Raw genomic sequence first — 23,483 nt, 5'->3', positions numbered from 1 at the left:
AAGCAAATTAAAATAAGCCATTGTTTCAAATTTAAATTTAAATTTAACACAATACACAATACACTTTGCGACTCTGCGACTTTGCGCGATTTTTTCTTCGCAATTTTAAAAGAGAGTCGTGAGTAATCTTTAACTTTGTTTAAAATTCATAAATATGCAATTCAGAACCCAAATTCCGCTATCAAAATCCAATAATCCAATCGATTATAATTCGAAAGTGCTTTCGTTTGGTTCTTGTTTTGCAGAAAATATGGCGGAGAAATTCGATTACTTTAAATTTCAGAATGAAACAAATCCGTTTGGAATTATTTTTAATCCGGTTTCAATTGAGAAAGTAATGGAGAGAACAGTTAATGAAAACTGGTTTACAGAAAAAGATGTTTTCTTTCACAACGAACGCTGGCATTCTTTTGAAGTACATTCAGATCTAAGCAATTCTGACAGGCAAGAATTACTAGAAACTTTAAATAAAGCAATTTCAGAAACTAACAAGCAATTAAAAGAAGCAACACACATTATTATCACGTACGGAACGTCTTGGGTTTACAGAAATCTGGAAAGTGATGAGATTGTTGCCAATTGCCATAAAGTCCCTCAAAAACAATTCGAAAAAGAATTATTGCCAGTTAATACAATTCAGAAAAGCATCCAAAATACTATCGGTTTAATTCAGACTTTAAATCCAAATATAAACTTCATTTTTACTGTTTCGCCAGTGCGTCACATAAAAGACGGATTTATTGAAAACCAATTAAGTAAATCACATTTATTTACGGCGCTTCATCAGACTTTTGGCTTTCGACTTTCGACTTTCAACTATTTCCCTTCCTACGAAATCATGATGGATGAACTTCGCGATTATCGTTTTTATACTGAAGATATGCTACATCCCAACCAAATAGCGATTGATTATATCTGGAAACTTTTCAGCGAAAATTATGTTACTGAGGAAAGCATTTCGATAATGCAGGAAGTTGATGAAATTCAAAAAAGTCTGCGTCACAGAAGCTTCAATCCAGAATCTGAACAGTATCAAAAATTCTTAGCGAAACTTCAACAAAAAATAAACCTTTTAGGAGATAAACTTCCACAAATCAAATTCTAAGTTAAAGTGATTTTTCTTTGCGCCTTTGCGTCTTTGCGAGATTATTTTAAGCTATTAAAACAGACCTTTTTTAATCTCGCAAAGACGCAAAGGCGCAAAGTTTTATTTATGCTTTGGCTAAAGTAAGAACCAAAAAAATAGCCATTTCACAGTAAAATTTTAGAATAATTGCAGATAATTGTGTAAATTGTTATAATTTAAAATCTACAATTTTGTAAACTGTAGAAATACAGCCTTATAATAACGCAATTTTAATCTAACGTGTTTTATTGACGTATGAATATCAAAACAATTCATTTTCTTAAAAAAACACTACGTATACTGCTTTGGTGCGTGGGCTCGATAATTGCATTATTACTTCTTCTTATTATTTTAATTCAGGTTCCGTCCGTTCAGAATTTCGTTAAGGACAAAGCGGTTTCTTATCTTCATAAAAAGATTAAAACCAAAGTTGCTTTAGATCATATTTCGATTAAATTTCCAAAAGATGTAGTCTTGGAAGGTTTCTATTTTGAAGATCAAAAGAAAGATACTTTATTGGCTGGTAAACGCTTAGTGGTTGATGTCGATTTGTTTAAATTGGTAAGTAGTGAATTGGAGATCAATTCGGTTTCTTTAGAAAATACTACGGCTAATATTTCCAGAAATAAAGATGGCGTTTTCAATTTCGATTATATCATAAAAGCTTTCGAATCAAAAGAACCTGAAAAACCAAAAGATCCGGATAGTAAACCATTTACAATTTCTGTCGTAAAAGTAAATCTCGACAATATCAAATTCAATTTTAAAGATGATTATTCTAAAAATGATGTTCGCGTAAAACTGACACATTTTGATACCAAATTCAAAGAATTTGATTTGGATAAAATGAATTTCGATATTCCGAATATTGCTTTAAACGGATTAAGGGTTGTTTTGAATCAGGATGTTGTAGAGAAAATTGCTGAAGTTTCAGTAAAAACGGTTGATACGATTTCGAAACGAAAAGATTTCAGTTTGAAATTGGGGAAAATCAGTTTATCTCAAATTGATCTTTTATATGATAATAAAGATTCCAAATTAGATTCCGGAATCAAGCTAGGCAATTTAGATTTGTCAGTCAATAAAATTGATATGAACAATCAGTTTTTAGATTTTAATACTTTCGAAGTGAAAAATCTAAAAGGTAATTTGCGTTTAGGGGCAAAAGACAAACAAATTCAGGCGCCAAGTTTGGATACAACTTCAATCAAACAATCGGGCTGGAAAGTAAAACTGGCTGATGTTAATTTAGAAAATATCGCTTTCAAATTTGATGATATGCAATCGAAACCGCTTTCAAAAGGAATCGATTACAGCCATATGGATTTGGATAAATTCAATTTTAAAGCCGAGAAATTGTATTATGGAAACGATACGATTTTGGGAAATATAAAAGCACTTGCCGTAAATGATAAAAGCGGTTTGCAAATTCAGGCTTTAAAAACCGTTTTTTTCTATGGGCCTAAAAATGCTTCTTTAGAGAATTTGTATTTAAGAACACCACAAACCCTTCTTCAGAATAAAATTAAAGTGGCGTATCCTTCGCTTGACGCTTTAAAAAAGGATATTGCTAATCTGAGTCTGGATGCCAATTTAAATCAATCGAAAATCGGATTTAAAGACATTTTATTATTTGTTCCGGATTTACAGAAAACAAATCCGTTTAAAAGTAATCCAAACGCAATTTTATATTTGAATACACGCTTGAGCGGAAAAGTAAAAGATTTGACTATTCCGCAATTCGAAATGAGCGGAATCGGGACGACAAAAGTTTCCCTTTCGGGGAAAATAAAAGGTTTGCCTAATGCTCAAAAAGCGTATTACGATTTAGATATTAAGAAACTTTCAAGTACTTTTAAAGATATTTATGGATTTGTGCCAGCGGGAACAATTCCGAAAAATATTCAATTACCTTCTCAATTGAGTTTGCAGGGAAAATTCAAAGGTTCAGTGCAGAATTTCAAAACGAATCTGGCTTTAAACAGTAGTTTTGGAAATGCAAAAATTGATGCTTTATTTGACCAACGCGTTAAGAAAAGAGAGAAATACGATGCAACCGTTTATTTATTGAATTTCGATTTAGGTAGATTAATCAAAAACGATTCGATTGGAAAAATTACGCTTAAAGCGAAAGTAAAAGGCAAAGGTTTAGATCCGAAAACAGCTCAGGCCAATTTTGACGGTTTGGTTCAGAAAGCAGTTTTCAATAAATATACCTACAGAGATTTAGCTTTAAAAGGAAATATCGAAAACGGTTCATTCGCAGTTAAATCAGGAATGAAAGATCCGAATTTGAATTTTGATTTAGTTGCTAGTGGAAATACAAAAGATAAATATCCGGCCATTCAATTAAAATTAAACCTGGATATAGCCGATTTAGAAAAACTGCATCTGCATGCGGGGCCAATTAAACTGCGTGGAAATATCGATGCGGATATCGCCAATAGTAATCCTGATTTTTTAAACGGAAAAGTATTCCTTTCTAACATTCAGGTTTTACAGGATCAGGAACCAATTGTTTTAGATTCAATTCGGGTTATTGCTTTTTCAGATGAAAATCGAAATAACATTAAAATTTCATCTCAATTTTTGAAAGCTGAAGTTGACGGAAAATACAAATTAACCACTTTGGTTTCGGCTGTAAAAAAATCACTTTCAAAATACATCGATTTAAAAAATCCAAAAGTTAATGGAGAATCTGATGAACAACGTTTGGCTTTTACTTTGACGGTTGATAACGATCCGGTTCTTTTTAAATTGGTTCCAAAATTAACCGGTTTAGAACCTCTTAAAATTGAGGGAAAATACAATAATGTAACTGATTCTTTAGAAATTAAAGGAACGATTCCGAGAATTGTTTATGCTGATAATACTATTGCTGATGGAAAAATAAATATTGAAGCCAAAGAAAATGCGTTAGAATATCAAATTTCTGTAGCGACGATTGAAAGCGGATCTTTGAAAATTCCGTTCACAAGTTTATCCGGAAAAGTCGAAAATAATATTTTGAATTATGCACTTGAAGTGAAAGATGCAAAAGACAAACAACAGTATTTTATTGCAGGAAATTTCAAAGCGGAAGATTCTAAAAACATCTTCAAAATTGATGCAGAAAATTTTGTACTGAATTATGATAAATGGAGTATTGATCCTGAAAATGTTGTTGAATTTGGAGGAAAAAGACTTTACGTTAATAAATTCTTTTTAGCGAATTCCGGAAACGAACTTAAAATTCAATCTCAGGGAACTCAGGATAATGCAACACTGCAACTCGATTTTGTAAACTTCAAAATTGAGACGATTATGAACATCGTCAAAAAAGATAAATTATTGATGCAAGGTTTGATCAATGGAAATGCTGTTGCCGAAAATGTAATGACAAAACCAACTTTTACATCAGACATAAAAATTGATGATTTTGCTTTTAAAGGCGAACCAGTTGGCGATATTGCTGTTAAAGTAGACAATAAAACCAATAATGTATTGAATGCTAATGTTGCATTGACTGGAGAAGATAATGACGTAAATCTAACAGGAACGTATAGCATTGCCGATGGAAATCTTGATTTTAATTTAGATTTGAATAAACTGAATATTAAAAGTATTCAGGGTTTTAGCATGGACAATATTAAAGACGGAACAGGTTATTTGTCAGGCAATTTCAAAATTACAGGAAACGCCAGCGCACCAAAAGTGAATGGAGAGTTGAATTTTAATGATACTGGTTTCAGAGTAACGAAATTCGATTCGTTTTTTAAGACAAAACAAGAGAAAATCACGCTTCAAAATGATGTAATTACGTTTGATAGTTTCACCTTCCATGATGAAAATGATAATGAATTAACGATAAACGGAACCATTAAATCGGCAGATTATACCAATTTTGATTTCGGCCTGACCGTTGTTGCAGACGATTTTAGAGCCATTCATTCTAAAGAAAAAGACAACGATTTATTTTACGGCGATTTAATTTTAGATACCAAACTGAACATTAAAGGAACACTTGAAAATCCTGTTGTTGGCGGTAGTATCAAAATCAAGGATGAAACTAAATTTTCAGTTGTTTTGCCACAGTCAGATCCATCAATAGCGGATCGAGAAGGGATTGTCGAGTTTGTAGACGAAGATAATGTGTACCTCAGACAAACAGCTGAAATGAAAGCAAAACTGGACCAGTCTCAATTGCTTGGTATGGATGTGAATGTAGCGATTTCAATAGATAAAGAAGCCGATCTTACCTTGGTAATTGACAAAGGAAACGGAGACTATCTGAATCTGAAAGGCGAAGCGGAATTGACAGGTGGAATTGATCCGTCAGGAAAAACAACTTTAACGGGAAAATATGAATTTTCAGATGGTGCGTATGAAATGAATTTCAATATGATCCGCAGAAAATTCAATATTCAGAAAGGAAGTTATATTATCTGGAACGGCGAGCCGACTGCGGCAAATGTCAATATTACAGCGATTTATAAAGTGGATGCGGCTCCAATTGATTTACTTGGAAATCAGTTAGGAAGCGAATCTCAAACTACTAAAAACACGTATAAACAAAAAATACCATTTCAAACTTTATTGAAAATGAATGGTGAATTAATGAAGCCTGAAATCACTTTTGATATTGTTTTGCCGGATGGAAATTATGATGTGTCGTCAACGATCGTAGAAACCACACAACAAAAATTGGAACAATTGCGACAAGAGCCAGCCGAATTAAACAAACAGGTTTTTGCCCTTTTATTATTGAACAGATTTATTGGCGAAAATCCGTTTGCAAGTGAAGCTGGAGGAACAAGCGCAGAATCATTGGCAAGACAAAGTGTGAGTAAAATTCTGTCTCAGCAATTAAATGATTTAGCCGGAGAATTAATAACGGGAGTTCAGTTGGAATTTGATCTGGAATCTACAGATGATTATACTTCAGGAACCAGAGAAGACAGAACGGATTTAAATGTCGGAATTTCTAAAAAATTGTTGGATGACAGATTAAAAGTTACAGTTGGAAGCAGTTTTGCAGTTGAAGGTCAGGAACGCGCGAATGAAGAAAGTACTAATATTGCAGGTGACGTTGCATTGGATTATCAATTGACTAAAGACGGTCGTTATATGCTTCGCGCTTATCGTAAAAATGAATATCAGGTTGCTGTTGAAGGGCAGGTTATTGAAACCGGAGTTGCTTTTATTATTACGATGAGTTACAATAAATTCAGAGAATTGTTTCATCGCACTTTAGCAGAAAAAGAAATGATTCGAGAAGAGAAATTGCGTAAAGAAAAGAAAAAGCAAAAAGAGAAAGAGGATAAAGAAAAAGACGAAAATCAATTGGAAGGAAATGAGCAAAAAACATAGCAATAGGAGAACCGAATATATCAGATATTTTATTGCGCTGTCCTTATTTTTTGTTTTTGGATGCAGTAATACAAAATATCTTCCGGAAGGCGAATTATTGTACACAGGCGGTTCTGTGACGGTAAAAGATTCTGTTATTAAAAAGAAAGAAAGAAAAGAACTGGAGAAAGAGCTGGAAGGTTTATTACGTCCAAAACCTAACAAAGGTTTTTTAGGATTACGTCCTAAATTGTGGTTTTATAATATTGCCGGCGAACCTAAAAAGCAAAAAGGATTTCGCTATTGGTTGCGAACAAAAGTGGGAGAACCTCCTGTGCTTTTTAGTAAAGTTGATTTAGATTATAATGCATCCGTTTTGCGAAATTTTACCGAAAATAGAGGGTACTTTAAAACACGTGTCAGCGCCGATTCAACAGCTAAAAATAAAAGAGCTACAGCAGAATATACGGTAATACCTAAAGAACAATATATCATTAAAAGTGTCACTTTTCCTGATGACTCTTTAGCCATGTCGAGAATAATTGGAAGATCAAGCCGAAGAAGTTTATTAAAAGTAGGTAAACCGTATGATTTGGATGTTATTAAAGCGGAAAGAGAAAGAATAGATGCCAGACTTAAGGAAAAGGGATATTATTACTTTAATCCGGATTATATTTTAGCTCAGGTGGACAGTACAAAAGGCGATCATGAAGTAAAAGTCAGACTGGTTATAAAACCTGATACACCGCCGAAAGCGCTTACGGCATATAAGATTAATAAAATTATTGTGTATCCGAATTTTTCGATTTCGAAAGACAGTTTAAAATATGCAAAAGAAGATGTAGTTCAGTACAAAGATTTTACGATTATTGATACGGCCGATACTTTTAAACCCAGAGTTTTTGATCGCGCGATTTATTTCAAAAAGGGGGATTTATATAACAGAAAAGACCACAATTTGACGTTGAATCGTTTTGTGAATTTGGGAACTTTTAGTTTTGTAAAAAATGAATTCAAACCTTCTGACAGTTTGCCGAAGACTTTAGATTCGTATTATTATTTAACGCTATTACCGAAGAAATTTATTCGTGTTGAGGTTTTGGGAAAAACCAATTCAGCCAGTTATACAGGAACAGAAGTTAATGTCAATTGGAACAACAGAAACTTATTTCGCGGTGCCGAATTGCTGACCGTTTCTGTTTTTGGCGGAGCAGATTTTCAGCTTTCAGGAGCCAATAATGGTAAAAATATTTACAAAATAGGAACAGAAACCAGTTTAACCTGGCCGAGATTTATTGTTCCGTTTTTTCATGTAGAAGGTTCGAGCGAATATGTGCCGAGAACCAAAGCAACAGTGAGATACGAATATCAGAATAGAACGCAATTGTATGCTTTAAATTCCTTTAAAGCATCATACGGTTATTTATGGAAAGAGAATGTTCGAAAAGAACATCAATTGAATTTGATGGATATTACCTATGTAAGTCCGAATCATGTTACGGCAGAATATTTAGCCGATGCTGAAAAGGATGAATCATTGAAAAAAGTGATCGAAAAACAATTGATTTTTGGACCAACGTATACCTACACCTATACGAATACAATGCAAAAGCGTAAAAAGAATACGTTTTATTTTAGTGGAGAGGCCGATTTGGCAGGAAATGTTACGGGGCTAATTACCGGAGCAAATGTCAAAAAGAATGATACAATTAAAATATTTGATGTTCCTTTTAGCCAATATGCAAAATTCCGAGGCGACTTCAGGCATTATTTAAAACTGGGAAAAGAAAGCCAATTAGCTAGCAGAGTTATTCTTGGTGTGGGAATTCCGTACGGAAACTCAGGAGCATTGCCTACATCGAAGCAATTTGTAGTTGGAGGAACCAATAGTATTCGAGCCTTTAGAGCAAGATCAATTGGGCCTGGAAGTTATCTTAATACAGAGACAGAAAACAATTATTTGCCAGATCAATCAGGAGATTTGAAGTTGGAATTCAGTACCGAATATAGAGCGAAGCTTTTTAGTATTGTAAAAGGCGCTGCATTTATTGATGCCGGAAATATTTGGTTGATGAATAAAGATCCGGATAAACCAGGAGCCGAAATATCTAAAGATTTTATGAAAGAAATCGCAGTAGGGGCAGGTGTAGGTTTACGATTTGATGTATCTTTCTTTATTCTAAGAACCGATTTGGCTTTTCCGCTCCGAAAACCTTATTTGCCTGATGGTCAAAGATGGGTAATTAAAGACATCGATTTTGGAAGCGGACTGTGGAGAAAAGAAAACCTGATTTTGAATATTGCTATTGGATATCCGTTTTAAAGGTTTTTTGCCACGAATTACACGAATTGCACGAATTTTTTGGAGCGCGTAAATTTTAATTTTTCGAATTTTTAATTTGAAATTGATTCATTATACACAAAGCTGAGATTAGTGGAAATTCGTGTAATTCGTGGTGAAAAAAACTAAAAAAAGAAGTAAATTCGTCCAAACATTTTATTAGAATGCAAAACTTAGTCAAAAGAATTATCGGTATCAGTGTTATAGTTTTAGTCATTATTTTGGCCTTTAAATATTGTCAATTCAAAAAAGACGATGATAAGGATATTGAATACAATACCAATTTAATTCAACAGCAAATTCTAAATGTCGGTAAATTGGTTGTTACCGAAGGGCATTTCTCTGAAGTGGTTACTTATAAAAATCAGCAGAAATATTTTCTGGATATGGTTTCTTTTGAGAAGAAAGCATTAGTGGTCGTAAATGCAAATGTTACCGTTGCCTACGATTTGCACAAAATGAAATACGACATCGACGAAAAAAACAAAACCATCACGATTTTAAATATCCCAAAAGAAGAAATTACCATCAATCCGGATATTAAGTTTTATGACATTGAACAGAGTCAAATGAATCAGTTCACCGGAGATGATTACAATAAAATCAATAAATCGGTAAAAGCGAATCTGGCAAAGAAAATCGAGAGTTCTTCCCTAAAAACAAACGCTCAAAACCGATTAATAAGTGAATTGTCTAAGATTTTGATTTTGACAAATTCCATGGGTTGGAAATTGCAATATGATGGCAAAACGATTGAATCTGATAAAGATTTTAATCAGGATTTGAATTCAAAGTTGTAAAGAAAAAAGAATCTCGCAAAGTCGCGAAGTCGCAAAGTTTTTTACTTAAAATAATTTACTTTGCGACTTCCCGACTTTGCGAGATTAAATCACAAGCCAGCTAAAAAAACTTTGTGCCTTAATGCCTTCGTGGCAAAATTCTAAACCGCTTCTTTATCGAAAATCAAATCCAGTCCGCCAGAAATTAAATGCGCCACTTCAGGGCGTTTTTCTTTCAATTGATCCAAATAAACCAATACTTCTTGTAAAAGTTGTTTTTCAGCAGAATCTTTCAAAAGTTCTGCAATTTCAACAGAAAGCAACCAGTCATTAGAATGATCATTTTTCAGCTTTTCAAAAACAGATTTTAGTTCTGACTTCGAATCTTTATTTTCTCTTATAGAACGAACCGTTTGATAAAGAACCTCTAAATCATCGCGTTCGTCTGTATGTTTTGCTTTAATAGTTTGAGAAGTAGGAACAATATTAATCAAGTCAAAACTATTCACATCCGCTGGACCGGAAAAAGCAGAAACTACTTTTTTACCAATCGCCATATCGTAATTTCCCCAGTCTGGCTGAAACAAAATCGTTTCGCAATGTGTTACGGTACAATTTCTAAAACTAATTAAAATGATTTCTCCATGTAAGTTTCGGGATCCTGTAATAATTTCTCCTTCCACAATAATATTGCCTTCAAATTCTAATTTTACGGTTTCATTTTCAACAATACTATAAGCCTGTAAATCCTTCGGACTCATATCTTCAATCGCTAAATTGAAACCTTTTAGTTTTCCAATCGGACTACCAAATCCGTGTGGATGTGTCAAAGTTCCGTGACCAACCAATTCTTTTTCACGATATGATAAAGCTGTTTTTCCAGTAGTCTGAATGTAAACTGGTTTTCCTTCTTCTTCCAAAACATTTGTAAAAACGCCAGAAATCTGTAAACCTGTACTTAATTCAATTGTTCCTAAAGCATTGGAATGAATTAGTTTTTGAATTCCGGAAAGTCCTCCGGTTCTCAATGCCATTTTATTAGCAAATTCTTCTAAAATCAAACTTAAATAAGAAAAATTAGGTGTTACATAAAGTTGAGGTTGCAACTGCGTAATATCAAAATTTTGATTTGCCGCTGAGATATCATAAGGGATTTTTTTTACATTATCGGTCATGCACCAAGCACTTTCTCCGATAGAAGAAAGTAATCCGGCACCGTAAATTTTTGGGTCTTCAACAGTTCCAATTAAACCGTATTCCACTGTCCACCAATGCAGGTTACGAATTTGAGCCATTTCAGACAATTCGCCCATATTGTTTTGCAAATCGGCAACGGCTTTTTCAGCTTCGTCAATTTTTTCCTGAGGTGTATCTTCCGCTTCTTTCAAAATCGAAAGCAAACGAATCGCTTCGTACATCTGATAATCTTTGTGAGATGAAATCGCTTTACAGCCAATTTCTCCAAAACGTCTCAAATATTCTGCATATTCAGGATTGGCAATAATAGGAGCGTGGCCAGCACCTTCGTGAATAATGTCTGGGGCTGGGGTATATTCAATATGCTCAAGCTGACGAATATCTGAAGCAATAACTAAAACATTGTAAGCTTGAAATTCCATAAAAGCATTTGGCGGAATAAAGCCGTCAACGGCAACGGCAGCCCAGCCAATTTCAGTCAGGATACGGTTCATTCCATACATACTCGGAATAGAATCAATCTCGATTCCGGTTTTTTTCAAGCCATCTAAATACGAATGATGTGCAACTTTAGAAAGATAATCTACATTTTTACGCATTACATATCGCCAAACCGCTTGATTGATAGGGGTATAATCGCTATAATCTTGAGGTTTAATAAATTGCTTTAAATGTTTAGGCAATCGCTCTAATAATGGATTTGTTTCTATAGATGCATTCATTTCGAAAACGTTGTAGATTTGAATGTAAAATTACGAATTTAGACGGCTAATTTTTGCTATTTATCACAAAATTTTTATTCGAAAGTATGTTTTATTGCGTTTTTATAGGTTTTTAAGTTTTGAGTAATTTGCTTTTTTACGGCGTATTGATTGAATTTCTTAATTCATTTTCGGCATTTCTAAAATATTCAATTTTATGATTGAACATATAAGCCATATTAGTAGCACGCATTTTAGCCTCTTCGGTCAAAGGACCTGCAAATTGTTTGTCAATAGTAGTGTTGAAAATTTCAATCCAACGGTCAAAGTGAGTTTTGTCAACCGGTAATTGTTTATGCGGAGGGAAAGGAGTTCCTGAATAAGCACGAACATCGAACAAAATGGTTTGCCAGAAACCGTACATTTTTTGTAAATGTGGCTCCCATCGATCTTGCAGTTTGTCATTAAATATGGGGCCAATCAGGTCATCTTTTCTAACATTATCATAAAAACTGTTTACCATTTGTTTGATGTCTTCTACAGTCGAAATATCTTTAAGAGTTGTCATGTTTTTTAGATCTAAAATAAAATACAAAATTACACTATAAGTTTTTCTATTCCCTGATATTTGTCATCGAATCAGGATTTTATCCAATTAATTGTGTAAACAAATCTTGATTATCATTTAAATATTGAAATTCAAAGCCATTTTTAGTCATATTTAGCTTGATATTCATAATATCTTTTTTGTTTTTTAATTCCAGTCCAACTACAACCGAACCTACTTCGCGGTTGTTTTTTTTGTGAAACTGAAAATAAGTGATGTCGTCATCAGGCCCTAAAATGTTATTTACAAATTCTTTTAAAGCTCCTGGTCGTTGGGGAAACTGAATCATAAAATAATGCATCAAACCTTCATACAGCAATGAACGCTCTTTTATTTCGGCCGTTCTTTCAATGTCATTATTGCTTCCGCTTACAATGCAAACGACATTTTTGCCTTTTATTTTATCCTTATAAAAATCCAAAGCAGCAATAGTTAAAGCACCTGCAGGTTCGACAACCATGGCTTCTTCATTATATAGTCGTAAAATAGTCGTGCAGACTTTTCCTTCGGGAACCAAAATAATATCTTCCAAATTATAGCGACAGATTTCAAAAGTCATGTCGCCAACTTGTTTTACCGCTGCTCCATCAACAAATTTGTCAATCGTCTTTAAGGCTGTATTTTTATTTTCTTCAATTGAAGTTTTCATTGAAGGAGCGCCTTTTGGTTCAACACCAATGATCTTAGTATTCGGACTTAAATGCTTAAAAACTTCAGATAAACCGGAAGCCAATCCGCCACCGCCAATTGGAACAAAAACATAATCTATTGGTTCTTTAAAACTTTCCAGAATTTCTAATCCAACAGTTCCTTGTCCTGCAATTACTTTTTGATCATCAAAAGGATGAATAAAAGTTTTGTGATTTTTGATAGCATCTGCAGTTGCTGAAGCGTATGCATCATCAAAAGTATCACCGGTCAAAACAATTTCAACAAACGATTTTCCAAACAATTGTACTTGTTTTACTTTTTGTTTCGGAGTTGTTTTTGGCATATATATTTTGCCATTTATTTTTAGAAGATTACAAGAATAAGCAACACCTTGCGCATGATTTCCTGCACTTGCACAAACAATTCCGTTTGCCTTTTCTTTTTCGCTCAACGACGAAATCTTATTGTAAGCACCTCTAATTTTATAGGAACGAACAATTTGTAAATCTTCTCTTTTTAGTAAAATAGTCGATTTAAATTCGTCTGAAAGATTTAAATTTTGGGTAAGAGGCGTTGCAGCAACTACATTTTCAAGTTGCTTTTTTGCATTAAGTACTTCGTTGAATAAACTCATGATCTGTATTTTTTTGCCACAAATTACACGAATTAGCATTAATTTTTATTTTTAAAGCTTAAAAAGTAATTCGTGTTAATTCGTGTAATTTTTGGCGACTTTTAATTGTTTTTTAAAATAAAAAACCTCCCGTTTTGGGAGGTTTTTATAAATTATATTTTACTTATTTATATAACACCTCGCCATTACTGCTGAATTGCAATAATGCTGATAATAGCGATAATAATGTTATTAAAATTTGTCATTTTTTAACTGATTGAATAGCAAATGTATTAATTATTTCTGGAAATAGTTCACAACTATTTTAAGTTTTATAAAAAAGCTGAACTGACAACCCAGACTGATAATTATTTTTTAACCGGCGGATACTGTGCTAAAATTTTGGTTACAAATTCAGTAATTCGGGCATCTTTTTTATCGATGCTTTTATATATGGTACCAATACCTTGACCTTGCCAGATCAATTCTTTCTTTTTAGCATCAATTAAATCAATGAACAAAGTTCCTTCAGTATATCTTGAAACTGATGTTCCACCCATATAAGGACTGTAGCCCCATCCCCAACCGTAGCCCCATCCATAACCGTACCCAGCGTAAAATTGATTCACATCAACTTGTTCTTTGGCTTTGGTAAAAATGTTTATTAATACATCAGGATTTTCGCTTTTAGTAAAACCTTTAGCCAGCATTTGATCGTCTATCGCTTTCAGAATTCGTTTTTTATCCAAATCAGAAATCTCGACCTTGTCAATTCCCGGCTTAAAATAGGCATAAGTTTTATAAGGCGCAAAATCTACGGTTTTATCGTAGTCAGAGTAAGCACTAACCGTGTCGCACGACGCAGCAAGTATCAAAAGCAGAAAAATCGGAACTAATTTGAATGTTTTCATAATTATTTAGAAATTTAATGTTCTCTATTTTATGAGTAACTTTTGGTTTAAAGCAGACTTTCGTCAACTATATTAGGCAAAGTTACTTTTAGTAAAGGCTCAACTTGCATGGCTCTTTTTATCGCAAAAATGGCCTCGTCATTTCGAGCCCAGCTTCGTCTTGAAATTCCGTTATTAACATCCCAAAAAAGCATTGATGCTAAACGTTTTGAAGCTTCTTTAGAACCATCAAGAACCATACCAAATCCGCCGTTTATAACCTCTCCCCAGCCAACGCCACCACCGTTATGAATCGATACCCAGGTTGCTCCTCTAAAGCTGTCGCCAATGACGTTTTGAATTGCCATATCGGCTGTAAAACGAGATCCGTCGTAGATGTTTGAAGTTTCTCTGTAAGGCGAGTCAGTTCCAGAAACGTCATGATGATCGCGTCCTAAAACAACCGCGCCAATTTCGCCTCTTGCAATCGCTTGGTTAAAAGCTTCAGCAATTTTAATTCTGCCCTCTGCATCGGCATATAATATACGAGCTTGAGAACCTACAACCAGTTTATTTTCTTGTGCGCCTTTAATCCATTTGATATTATCCTGCATTTGCTGCTGAATTTCACTTGGAGAAGTTTTTGCTAACTCTTCTAAAACCTGACTTGCGATAGTATCAGTTTTTTGTAAATCTTCTGGTTTTCCCGAAGTGCAAACCCAACGGAAAGGACCAAATCCGTAATCAAAACACATTGGCCCCATAATATCCTGAACATAACTTGGATATTTAAAATCGATATTATTTTCGGCCATAACATCGGCTCCAGCACGCGAAGCTTCAAGTAAAAAGGCATTTCCATAATCAAAAAAATACGTTCCTTTTGCAGTATGTTTGTTAATCGCTGCTGCATGACGACGTAGTGTTTCCTGAACTTTTTCTTTGAATAATTCGGGATAATTAGCCATCAAATCATTTGCTTCTTCAAAAGATATTCCAACTGGATAATAACCTCCAGCCCACGGATTATGAAGCGAAGTTTGATCTGAACCTAAATCAATTTTGATGTTTTCCTGATCAAATCGTTCCCAAACATCCACCACATTTCCTAAATAAGCAATTGAAACGGTTTCTTTATTGGCTTTTGCCAAAGCTACTCTCGTTACCAATTCATCTGTAGAAGTTACAACTTCATTAATCCATCCTTGCTCATGACGAATTTTAGTGATTTTCGGATTTACTTCGGCACAAACGGTAATACATCCGGCAATATTTCCGGCTTTTGGCTGTGCACCAGACATACCGCCAAGACCAGAGGTTACGAATAGACTTCCTTCTGGATTTTGTTTTATTTTTCTGAAACCATTCAAAACCGTAATTGTAGTTCCGTGTACAATTCCTTGTGGGCCAATATACATATAACTTCCCGCGGTCATTTGTCCGTATTGCGAAACGCCTAAAGCATTCATTTTTTCCCAATCGTCCGGTTTAGAGTAATTTGGAATTACCATTCCGTTTGTTACTACAACTCTTGGTGCCTCTGAATGTGAAGGAAATAATCCCATCGGATGACCTGAATACATCGTTAAAGTTTGCTCATCTGTCATTTCAGACAAATATTGCATAGTCAATAAGTATTGTGCCCAGTTTTGGAACACAGCTCCATTTCCACCATAGGTAATCAATTCGTGCGGATGTTGCGCCACGGCATAATCCAGATTGTTCTGAATCATGTGCATGATTGCTTTTGCCTGCAATGATTTCCCAGGATATTCATCAATTGGTCGCGCGTACATTCTGTAATCCGGACGAAGACGGTACATGTAAATACGCCCGTATTTTTGTAATTCTTCTGAAAATTCAGGAATTAATTCGGCATGATGTTTTGGTTCAAAGTAGCGTAAAGCATTTTTTAAAGCCAGTTTTTTTTCTTCAGCCGAAAGAATTTCTTTTCGTTTTGGCGCATGATTAATCGCCAAATCGTATTCTTTTTTTGGAGGTAATATATTTGGAATTCCTTGTTGTATTTCTTCTTTGAAAGTCATTTTTTTAGATTTTTAGATATTAGATTTTTAGACTTCTTAGATTTTTTTGAAGTCAGATAATCAATTGTCTATTTTAAATTATTGTGTTGGAATTATATCGTTCCGCTGGAGCTATATATCCAGGCGTTAATTTTTTCTATAAATATTGCACTCCTACGGAGTTATTTCTAGCCTTGGAAAGGCGTCATGTTTATAGAAAAATAAAATCGATCCATTACAAAAGCTCCATAGGAGCGAAATGTATTATCAATGAAAATTCGACCTGAAATAATTGCCTCATTTTCTACTTGACAAATTATCTAATTAAAAGCTAGGGATAACGAATATCCGACCTGTGATAGGATTTGTGGATTTTAATCCTAAATTTTCGAGAGCGAATATCCATTTATAATTTTAGATTTTAGACTTAAGATTTTAGATTTTTGAATTATCTAATTGGCATATTTTCAAATTGACATATTAAAAGAATTATCTAATTTTCTAATTGGCACATTATCTAATTAGATTTCCTAATTCGACCGGTATTTTTATCAAACCCATACGGGCAGTGACGACAGCCGCTTTTGCAACAATAACCCCTTTTTAAATGATGTTTTTCAGTGAAGCACTTATAACCTTCGGGCGTATAGTAAAAATCTTCGCCTTCGATTAATTTATTTTCATTACTTTGCTCTTTCATAAATCTGCTTCGCGTTCGTGTTTTGATAATTTTGAAATCAAAAATAAAAATATTTGATTATGATTTTAATGATATCGAATAATTTTATAGCTACAAATTTATAAATTTTACAGCCAATGTTTCTGATTGTTGCCAAATATTTAATTCCGAAAGGATATCGCGGTATGGCTGTATTTCCGTTTGTGATTGTAAAATATGGTTTTGATAAAACAAATGAGGTTTTTGTAAATCATGAAAAAATTCATTTAAAACAGCAATTGGAACTTTTAGTAATTCCGTTTTTTATCTGGTATTTTTTAGAATATCTAATTCGTCTCATTCAATATAAAAATGGGGCTTTGGCTTATCGAAATATCAGTTTTGAAAGAGAAGCTTACACCAAAGAAACCGATATGAATTATTTGAAAAACCGATCATTTTTTCAGTTTTTAAATTACATCAAATTAAAATGAATCCAGTTTTCAATCAACATATAAATATTAATTTCCCTAATGATATTTCTCTGACAATAAAACGGGAAGATCTAATTCATCCCTTTGTTTCGGGGAATAAGTTCAGAAAATTAAAATACAATTTGCTTCAGGCGAAAGCCGAAAATAAAAAGACTTTATTGACTTTTGGCGGTGCTTTTTCCAATCATATTGCAGCGGTTGCATTTGCAGGAAAAGAACAAGGTTTTAAAACAATCGGAATTATTCGTGGTGATGAACTTTTTGATAAAATTGAAGCAAATCCGACTTTAAAATTTGCTCAAGAAAACGGAATGGAATTTGAGTTTGTTTCGAGAGAAGATTACCGTTTAAAAAGCAAAACTTCATTTTTAGAAAAATTAAAAAGTAAGTTTGGTGATTTTTATTTGGTTCCCGAAGGCGGTACAAATGAACTTGCTGTAAAAGGTTGCGAAGAGATTTTGACTGACGAAGATGCAAGTTTTAATTACGTTTGCTGTGCTGTTGGAACTGGCGGAACAATTTCCGGATTAATAAATAGTGCGTTGCCAAATCAGAAAATTTTAGGGTTTCCGGCATTAAAAGGTGACTTTTTAAACGATGAAATTCGTATTTTTGCAGAAAAAGATAACTGGAATTTAATTTCTGACTATCATTTTGGAGGTTATGGGAAGATAAATTTAGAGTTAATCGAATTTATAAATGCTTTTTTTGAAGAAACAAAAGTGCCCTTAGATCCAATTTATACAGGAAAGATGGTTTTTGGCGTTATAGATTTAATCAGCAAAAATTATTTTCCTGCCAATTCAAAAATTTTACTCATTCACACCGGCGGATTACAGGGAATTGATGGAATGAATATTAAACTGAAGCAGAAAAAATTACCAATACTCAAAAAACAATGATTAAAAAAATAGTATTGCTCTTTACAGTTATAGTTTTGGCAAGCTGTTCGTCAAGCAAGCCTGCTATTGCAACTACAAAAAAGCAGGCAGCGGCAGTGTCGAGGCCTAGGGCAGTGGCAACTAAAAAACAAACTCCAGTTAAACCAATTGGTAAAAATTACCCTTCTACAAATAATACAACTGAGGTTATTCAATCTACTTCAAAAACAGTTGTTACCAGCGATTTAGTTAATATGTATATCTTGCAATTTAAAGATATTGCAATAGGGAACATGCAGAAATACGGAATTCCTGCGAGTATTATTTTGGCTCAGGGAATTTTAGAATCGGGTGCAGGAAAAGGTGATTTGGCAGTTGAAGCTAATAATCACTTCGGAATAAAATGCCATAAAGATTGGCTTGGAGAAAGTGTTCGTCATGACGATGATGCAGAGCAAGAATGTTTTAGAAAATATACAGAAGCTGCAGAATCATATAGAGATCATGCTTTATTCTTGGTCGGAAAAAATAGATATGCGACTTTATTTACTTACGAAAAAGATGATTATAAAGCTTGGGCAAAAGGTTTGAGAGCGGCTGGTTATGCAACAGATCCAAATTATCCAGATAAATTAATCAGTTATATTGAGCGTTATAATCTGCATCAATATGATTGTCAGGTTACAGGAAAAACGTATGTTGCAATTAATAAATCGGCTCCAACAAGAAAATCATCGTATGATGCGGCTTCGGATCCAAAGATAAATATGAACTCCAATGATCCGAATTTATATGAAGTTCAAAAAGGAGATACTTTGTATTCAATTTCAAAAAAATTCAATTTATTAGTTGATGATTTAAAACTAAAAAATAATTTAACTGATAATGCGCTTTCAATAGGGCAAAGATTGAAAGTGAAGTAAGTTTTCAGTCGCAGTGGTAGTTTTCAGAATAATGATGAAGAAAAAAGGCTTTGCTATAATTTTTATTTGTTTAATAATCATAAGTATTAGACTTTTTTGTGGCGTTTATATTCATGACGAATTTGGAGAAAAACATTTTTTTATAAAATCCCGACCAATCTGGAAATGGACATTTTATTCACCAATTGGAATGTCGGATAAGAAAATAGAAGCGCTTTCGAAAGCAGAGCAAACAGAACAAAAATATTTCAATGAGTTTGTGAGAGATCAAGGCTTAAGTAGATAATCAAAGAAGTCTAAAATCTAACAATCTAACAATCTAAAATAAAAAATGTTATATAAAAGAAGTAGTCAGCTTTTTGCTGCAGCAGAAAAAGTAATTCCGGGAGGAGTAAATTCACCAGTTAGAGCATTTAAAGCAGTTGGCGGAACTCCAATTTTTGTAAAAAGTGCCAAAGGTGCTTATTTGTATGATGAAGATGGAAACAAATTAATAGATTACATCAACTCTTGGGGACCAATGGTTTTAGGTCACGCTTATCAGCCGGTAGTTGATGCAGTAATCGAAAAAGCAAAACTGGGAACTTCATTTGGAATGCCAACAGAATTGGAAACTGAAATTGCAGCTTTGGCTGTTTCTATGGTTCCAAATATTGATAAAATTAGATTTGTAAATTCTGGTACAGAAGCTTGTATGAGCGCGATTCGTCTTGCAAGAGGATTTACAAAAAGAGATAAAATCATCAAATTTGCAGGTTGTTACCACGGACATTCTGATTCCTTTTTGATTCAGGCAGGAAGTGGCGCTGTAACTTTCGGATCTCCAAACAGTCCAGGTGTTACTGAAGGAACTGCAAAAGATACTTTGTTAGCAAAATACAATGATTTAGAGAATGTAAAAACACTAATCGAAGCTAATAAAGGTGAAATTGCTGCTATTATTATCGAAGCAGTTGCTGGAAATATGGGTTGTATTCCGCCAGCAAAAGGTTTCTTAGAAGGTTTAAGAGAATTGTGTACCGCAAACGGAATTTTATTAATTTTTGATGAGGTAATGACAGGTTTCCGTTTGGCTCGTGGAGGAGTTCAGGAATTGTATAATATCAATGCTGATATTGTAACTTTCGGAAAAGTAATAGGCGGTGGTTTGCCAGTTGGTGCTTTTGCGGCACGCGAAGAAATTATGAATTATTTAGCGCCTCTAGGACCAGTTTATCAGGCAGGAACATTATCAGGAAATCCGTTAGCAATGGCTGCTGGCTTAGCAATGCTGAAAGCTTTAGATAGCGACCGCGAAATCTTTACTCGTTTAGAAGAAAAAACAGCTTATTTAGAAGCAGGAATTGATAAAGTTTTAAAAGCAAATAATGTTGTTTTTACCATCAATAGAGTAGGTTCTATGATTTCTGTTCACTTCGATGAAAATCCGGTTACTGATTTTCAGACGGCTGCAAAAGGAGATAACGAAACATTTAAAAAATTCTTCCACGGATTATTGCAGGAAGGGGTTTATATCGCGCCATCAGCATACGAAACGTGGTTTATTACCGATGCTTTAACATATGAAGATTTAGACTTTACAATTAATGCGATCGATAAAGTTTCGAAAACATTTTAAATCAAATAAAATATATTTATAAAGGTTCAGTTTAACAGCTGAACCTTTTTTTATTATTATAAACCTTATTTTCTAGTTAATAAAAAGTTAATGAAGACGTAATGCCTTGTGTTATTGTAATCAAAAATTATTTTTGTTTATCAAATAACCATTAAACCTGCAATAAATGAAGAAATTTTTCATTTTATCTACAATAGCGGCTTTTACGCTATTTCCAACTCACCAATTTGCCCAGTCGAAAAAGAAAAAAGACGAAACTCAAACTGCTCCTCCAGCAGAAAAGAAACCAGAATCAACAATTAAAGAGTACAGCAAGGTAATTACAAAAGATGCTGTCTCGGATGAAGGACTTTTTACGGTTCACAAAGTGGATAAAAAATACTACTTTGAAATTCCGAACAAATATTTAAATAAAGATATGCTACTGGTAAGCAGACTTGCAAAACTGCCTTCAAACTTAGGAGGAGGTTATGTAAACGCTGGTTCTGAAACTAACGAGCAATTGATTGTATGGCAGCGTTTTCAAGATAAAATTTTGATTAAATCAAAATCGTATAATTCGGTTGCTAATGACACTTTGCCAATCAGTATTTCTGTTAAATCAAATAATTATGAGCCAACATTATTTGCTTTTGATATTGTAGCTTTCAGTAAAGATTCGGCTAATACTGTAATCGACGTAACTAAATTTTACAGTACAGATGTAAAGGCAATCAGCGGAATTTCCGGAGAAATGCGTGAAACTTATAAAGTAAAGGGTCTTGATGATTCAAGAAGTTTTATCAATAAGATAAAAAGTTTCCCGATGAATATTGAAGTTATTCAGGACATGACTTATAACGCTTCAAAACCATCAATGCTAGAAGATACAGAGTCAATCAGTATTCAAATGAATCAGTCGATGATTTTATTGCCAGAAATTCCTATGAAACCTCGACTAGCAGATCCGCGTGTGGGCTGGTTTACAGTGAGTCAATACGATTATGGAAGCAATGAATTAAAATCAGATTTGAAAACGTATATCAGACGCTGGAGATTAGAGCCTAAAGATCCTGAAGCATATGCAAGAGGAGAATTGGTCGAACCAATTAAGCCAATTGTGTATTATTTAGATCCTGCAACTCCTGAAAAATTGAAAAAATACATCAAACAGGGAATTGAAGAATGGCAAAAACCTTTTGAAACTGCCGGATTTAAAAATGCAATTATAGCAAAAGATGCGCCAACAAAAGAAGAAGATCCAGATTTTAGCCCAGAAGATGTTCGTTATTCTGTGATTCGTTATGTTGCAAGCACAACAAGAAACGCCGTTGGACCAAGTGTTTCTGATCCAAGAACGGGAGAAATTATCGAAAGTGATGTTATTTGGTATCACAATCATTTGCGTTCGTACAGAAATAGATATTTGTTAGAAACTGGAGCAGCGAATCCGTCTGCGAGAACACTTCAGACAAGTGACGAGGAAATGGGCGAAATGATGCGAATGGTAATTGCACATGAAGTGGGTCATGCATTAGGTTTTCCGCACAATATGGGAGCAAGCTGTTCGTATGATGTTGAAAGTTATAGAAACGGACCTTTTACGCAAGAAAACGGTATTTCAGCCAGTATAATGGATTATGCGAGATATAATTATATTGCGCAGCCTGGTGATCAAAATATTCGTTTTATCCGTAAAATGGGAGCTTATGATCATTATGCATTGAATTGGGGATACAGAGTAATTCCGAATGCAAAGTCACCGCAGGACGAAAAAGCAACATTAGATAAATGGATTTTAGACAAAGCTGGAAATCCAATTTATAAATTCGGAAAACAGAGCAGTACTTTTGATCCTTCTTCTCAAACGGAAGATATTGGGAATAATTCTATGAATGCCAGTACATACGGAATGAAAAATCTGGAATATGTGGCGAATCATTTAAGCGAGTGGACCAGCAAGGTTACTAATGATTATGATGATTTAGGTGAATTGTATAAAGAATTATTAGATGTTTGGGGAAGATATGTTGGGCACGTTGTCACGAATGTTGGAGGTGTCTATGAAAACACAAAAAATCCAAATCAGCAAGGAAATGTTTACGAAGCTGTTCCAAAGGCAAGACAAATTGAAGCGATGAACTGGCTTCAGGCAAATGCTTTTGCATCGCCAACTTGGATTGTCAATATCAATACATTAAAAAATACAGAATACGCAGGTTATACTGAAACTTTTAGAAATATTCAGGTTAGGCATCTGAACAATTTATTAAGCGTAAGCCGAATTGGAAGATTAATGGATAATGAAATTCTTGGCGCTGACACTTACAAAGCTTTAGATTTCTTTAAAGATCTTCGCAAAGGAATTTGGAAAGAAACTGCAGCAGCATCAAATGTTACTATTTATCGCAGAAATCTACAAAGAGCTTACATCGACCGAATGGGCGCTTTAATGACCGAAGAACTTAAACCTACTGACCGATTTGCAACGTATTACAATGTAGCACAATCAGATCTTAGAGCCTTGGTTCGTGGCGAATTAAGCACTTTGAAAAAATTGCTTGCAGCTGCGAAAGCGGCAGCGGTAAATACAGAAACAAAATACCATTATGAGGATTGCATCAAACGAATTGATTTGATTTTAAATCCAATTAAATAAAGGATTTATAAAAA

General features: G+C 34.0%; 16 protein-coding genes. 10 read left to right on the top strand and 6 right to left on the bottom strand.

What is annotated here, in order from left to right; all coding sequences use genetic code 11:
• The first annotated feature begins 154 nt into the window (after positions 1-154).
• The 4 genes from EV145_RS18380 (at position 155) to EV145_RS18365 (ending at position 9,595) form a co-directional block, all read left to right on the top strand.
• The gene (locus EV145_RS18380; RefSeq protein WP_133526658.1) at positions 155-1,105 is read left to right on the top strand and encodes a GSCFA domain-containing protein; all 951 of its coding nucleotides are present in this window, start codon (positions 155-157) and stop codon (positions 1,103-1,105) included.
• Between the two features lie 276 nt (positions 1,106-1,381).
• The gene (locus tag EV145_RS18375) at positions 1,382-6,475 is read left to right on the top strand and encodes a translocation/assembly module TamB (RefSeq protein ID WP_133526657.1); all 5,094 of its coding nucleotides are present in this window, start codon (positions 1,382-1,384) and stop codon (positions 6,473-6,475) included.
• A complete protein-coding gene (locus EV145_RS18370; protein ID WP_133526656.1) occupies positions 6,459-8,777 on the top strand; it encodes a BamA/TamA family outer membrane protein in 2,319 nt (772 codons plus the stop codon). The genes EV145_RS18375 and EV145_RS18370 overlap by 17 nt, the downstream gene beginning before the upstream one ends.
• Positions 8,778-8,959: 182 nt before the next feature.
• Positions 8,960-9,595 carry a DUF4230 domain-containing protein gene (locus tag EV145_RS18365; RefSeq protein WP_133526655.1) on the top strand — a complete coding sequence of 212 codons (636 nt, stop codon included), beginning with the start codon at positions 8,960-8,962 and terminating at the stop codon, positions 9,593-9,595.
• Between the two features lie 140 nt (positions 9,596-9,735).
• On the opposite strand, the gene EV145_RS18360 is transcribed toward EV145_RS18365, so the two are convergent.
• From EV145_RS18360 to EV145_RS18335, 6 genes are all read right to left on the bottom strand, one after another.
• Positions 9,736-11,493 (bottom strand): aromatic amino acid hydroxylase, encoded by a 1,758-nt coding sequence (locus tag EV145_RS18360; RefSeq protein WP_133526654.1) that lies wholly within the window; start codon positions 11,491-11,493, stop codon positions 9,736-9,738.
• A 136-nt stretch (positions 11,494-11,629) separates the two neighbouring features.
• Complete coding sequence (locus tag EV145_RS18355; RefSeq protein WP_133526653.1) at positions 11,630-12,040, bottom strand: group III truncated hemoglobin; 411 nt, start codon at positions 12,038-12,040, stop codon at positions 11,630-11,632.
• A 79-nt stretch (positions 12,041-12,119) separates the two neighbouring features.
• Positions 12,120-13,364: a threonine ammonia-lyase IlvA gene (ilvA, locus tag EV145_RS18350; RefSeq protein WP_133526652.1), complete on the bottom strand. Its 1,245-nt coding sequence runs from the start codon at positions 13,362-13,364 to the stop codon at positions 12,120-12,122.
• Between the two features lie 347 nt (positions 13,365-13,711).
• The gene (locus tag EV145_RS18345) at positions 13,712-14,254 is read right to left on the bottom strand and encodes a DUF4136 domain-containing protein (RefSeq protein ID WP_133526651.1); all 543 of its coding nucleotides are present in this window, start codon (positions 14,252-14,254) and stop codon (positions 13,712-13,714) included.
• 47 nt (positions 14,255-14,301) lie between these two features.
• Positions 14,302-16,278, bottom strand: a complete 1,977-nt coding sequence (locus tag EV145_RS18340) for a urocanate hydratase (protein WP_133526650.1) — start codon at positions 16,276-16,278, stop codon at positions 14,302-14,304.
• A gap of 496 nt (positions 16,279-16,774) precedes the next feature.
• Positions 16,775-16,957 carry a DUF5522 domain-containing protein gene (locus tag EV145_RS18335; protein ID WP_074659918.1) on the bottom strand — a complete coding sequence of 61 codons (183 nt, stop codon included), beginning with the start codon at positions 16,955-16,957 and terminating at the stop codon, positions 16,775-16,777.
• Between the two features lie 116 nt (positions 16,958-17,073).
• On the opposite strand from EV145_RS18335, the gene EV145_RS18330 reads away from it, so the two are divergent.
• From EV145_RS18330 to EV145_RS18305, 6 genes are all read left to right on the top strand, one after another.
• On the top strand, positions 17,074-17,409 hold the full coding sequence (locus EV145_RS18330; protein WP_133526649.1) for a hypothetical protein: 336 nt from the start codon (positions 17,074-17,076) through the stop codon (positions 17,407-17,409).
• The gene (locus EV145_RS18325; RefSeq protein ID WP_133526648.1) at positions 17,406-18,311 is read left to right on the top strand and encodes a 1-aminocyclopropane-1-carboxylate deaminase/D-cysteine desulfhydrase; all 906 of its coding nucleotides are present in this window, start codon (positions 17,406-17,408) and stop codon (positions 18,309-18,311) included. The genes EV145_RS18330 and EV145_RS18325 overlap by 4 nt, the downstream gene beginning before the upstream one ends.
• On the top strand, positions 18,308-19,213 hold the full coding sequence (locus tag EV145_RS18320; RefSeq protein ID WP_133526647.1) for a glucosaminidase domain-containing protein: 906 nt from the start codon (positions 18,308-18,310) through the stop codon (positions 19,211-19,213). Before EV145_RS18325 ends, EV145_RS18320 begins: the two co-directional genes overlap by 4 nt.
• 31 nt (positions 19,214-19,244) lie before the next feature.
• Positions 19,245-19,499: a hypothetical protein gene (locus EV145_RS18315; RefSeq protein ID WP_133526646.1), complete on the top strand. Its 255-nt coding sequence runs from the start codon at positions 19,245-19,247 to the stop codon at positions 19,497-19,499.
• Positions 19,500-19,544: 45 nt separating this feature from the next.
• On the top strand, positions 19,545-20,831 hold the full coding sequence (hemL, locus tag EV145_RS18310) for a glutamate-1-semialdehyde 2,1-aminomutase (RefSeq protein WP_133526645.1): 1,287 nt from the start codon (positions 19,545-19,547) through the stop codon (positions 20,829-20,831).
• 166 nt (positions 20,832-20,997) lie between these two features.
• Complete coding sequence (locus tag EV145_RS18305) at positions 20,998-23,469, top strand: zinc-dependent metalloprotease (RefSeq protein ID WP_133526644.1); 2,472 nt, start codon at positions 20,998-21,000, stop codon at positions 23,467-23,469.
• Positions 23,470-23,483: the final 14 nt, after the last annotated feature.

It is taken from the genome of Flavobacterium sp. 245 (assembly GCF_004362055.1).
In the GTDB taxonomy this organism is placed as follows: domain Bacteria; phylum Bacteroidota; class Bacteroidia; order Flavobacteriales; family Flavobacteriaceae; genus Flavobacterium.
Note: the sequence above shows the minus strand (reverse complement) of the source record. Positions and strands in the feature narration are given on the sequence as shown.

Excerpts from the sequence above, each read along its gene's own strand:
- EV145_RS18340 (WP_133526650.1), bottom strand. The coding sequence starts at position 16,278 with ATGACTTTCAAAGAAGAAATACAACAAGGAATTCCAAATATATTACCT.
- EV145_RS18305 (WP_133526644.1), top strand. The coding sequence starts at position 20,998 with ATGAAGAAATTTTTCATTTTATCTACAATAGCGGCTTTTACGCTATTT.
- EV145_RS18320 (WP_133526647.1), top strand. The coding sequence starts at position 18,308 with ATGATTAAAAAAATAGTATTGCTCTTTACAGTTATAGTTTTGGCAAGC.
- EV145_RS18370 (WP_133526656.1), top strand. The coding sequence starts at position 6,459 with ATGAGCAAAAAACATAGCAATAGGAGAACCGAATATATCAGATATTTT.
- EV145_RS18315 (WP_133526646.1), top strand. The coding sequence starts at position 19,245 with ATGATGAAGAAAAAAGGCTTTGCTATAATTTTTATTTGTTTAATAATC.
- hemL (WP_133526645.1), top strand. The coding sequence starts at position 19,545 with ATGTTATATAAAAGAAGTAGTCAGCTTTTTGCTGCAGCAGAAAAAGTA.
- EV145_RS18345 (WP_133526651.1), bottom strand. The coding sequence starts at position 14,254 with ATGAAAACATTCAAATTAGTTCCGATTTTTCTGCTTTTGATACTTGCT.
- EV145_RS18360 (WP_133526654.1), bottom strand. The coding sequence starts at position 11,493 with ATGAATGCATCTATAGAAACAAATCCATTATTAGAGCGATTGCCTAAA.
- EV145_RS18380 (WP_133526658.1), top strand. The coding sequence starts at position 155 with ATGCAATTCAGAACCCAAATTCCGCTATCAAAATCCAATAATCCAATC.
- EV145_RS18335 (WP_074659918.1), bottom strand. The coding sequence starts at position 16,957 with ATGAAAGAGCAAAGTAATGAAAATAAATTAATCGAAGGCGAAGATTTT.
- EV145_RS18355 (WP_133526653.1), bottom strand. The coding sequence starts at position 12,040 with ATGACAACTCTTAAAGATATTTCGACTGTAGAAGACATCAAACAAATG.
- EV145_RS18375 (WP_133526657.1), top strand. The coding sequence starts at position 1,382 with ATGAATATCAAAACAATTCATTTTCTTAAAAAAACACTACGTATACTG.
- EV145_RS18325 (WP_133526648.1), top strand. The coding sequence starts at position 17,406 with ATGAATCCAGTTTTCAATCAACATATAAATATTAATTTCCCTAATGAT.
- EV145_RS18365 (WP_133526655.1), top strand. The coding sequence starts at position 8,960 with ATGCAAAACTTAGTCAAAAGAATTATCGGTATCAGTGTTATAGTTTTA.
- ilvA (WP_133526652.1), bottom strand. The coding sequence starts at position 13,364 with ATGAGTTTATTCAACGAAGTACTTAATGCAAAAAAGCAACTTGAAAAT.
- EV145_RS18330 (WP_133526649.1), top strand. The coding sequence starts at position 17,074 with ATGTTTCTGATTGTTGCCAAATATTTAATTCCGAAAGGATATCGCGGT.